Raw genomic sequence first — 923 nt, 5'->3', positions numbered from 1 at the left:
ACCGCAGCGTTCTTTGCCAAGGAGTCCGAGTAAAGTATCGCTTCATCAGGGCTCACCAGAAGGAGTTCCGGGTCCGGGTCATGTGCCGCGTGCTGAAGGTCCACTTCAGCGGTTTTTACGCCTGGCTGCACAGTCCCGAAAGCCCTCGCGCCAAAGCCAACCGTCGATTGGTCGGGATGATCAAACAGGCCTGGCTCGAAAGTGGTGGCGTGTACGGGTATCGGAATATCACCCTGGACCTGAAAGACCTCGGCGAGCGGTGCAGCAAGAACCGGGTGTACCGGCTCATGAGAAACGAAGGCATCCGCGCTCAGCGCGGTTACAAGCGCCACAAGGGCTATTACGGTGGCAAGCCAGCTCACGTTGCACCGAATCATCTGAATCGTGAATTCGAAGCTCAGAAGCCGAACGAGCGGTGGGTAACCGACATAACCTACATCCGTACTCATGAGGGCTTCCTGTATCTCGCGGCAGTGCTGGACCTTTTCTCCCGACAAATCGTTGGCTGGTCTATGAAATCGAGAATGTCGACGGACCTGGTTATGGACGCACTATTGATGGCTTCCTGGAAGCGCCGGCCCAAACAGGAGGTTCTGATCCACTCCGATCAGGGCTCCCAGTATACGAGCCGGGAGTGGCGAGACTTCCTGGGCGACCATCACCTCAAGCCCAGCATGAGTCGGCGCGGTAACTGTCACGACAACGCCGTTGCCGAAAGCTTCTTCTCGTTGCTCAAAAGCGAACGGGTGAAACGGAAAATCTACAAGGATCGGGAAACGGCGCGCCAGGATATCTTCGATTACATCGAAATGTTCTATAACCCGGTACGCCGGCACGGCAACAACGGAGGACTGTCTCCCGTGGACTTCGAAAAGCAGTATTTTAAGCAGCTGTCAGGCGTCTAGGATATCGGGGGCTTGCCA

General features: G+C 56.2%; 1 protein-coding gene. It reads left to right on the top strand.

Translation table 11 applies throughout. The features are described 5' to 3' along the window. The coding region (locus tag DYI22_RS17285; protein WP_213479295.1) for an IS3 family transposase at positions 1-905 on the top strand (905 nt) is incomplete at its 5' end. Positions 906-923: the final 18 nt, after the last annotated feature.

Source organism: Marinobacter lipolyticus, assembly GCF_018424605.1.
Classification (GTDB): domain Bacteria; phylum Pseudomonadota; class Gammaproteobacteria; order Pseudomonadales; family Oleiphilaceae; genus Marinobacter; species Marinobacter lipolyticus_B.
The sequence above is the reverse complement of the archived record's forward strand: the minus strand, read 5'-3'. Positions and strand labels throughout refer to the sequence as shown.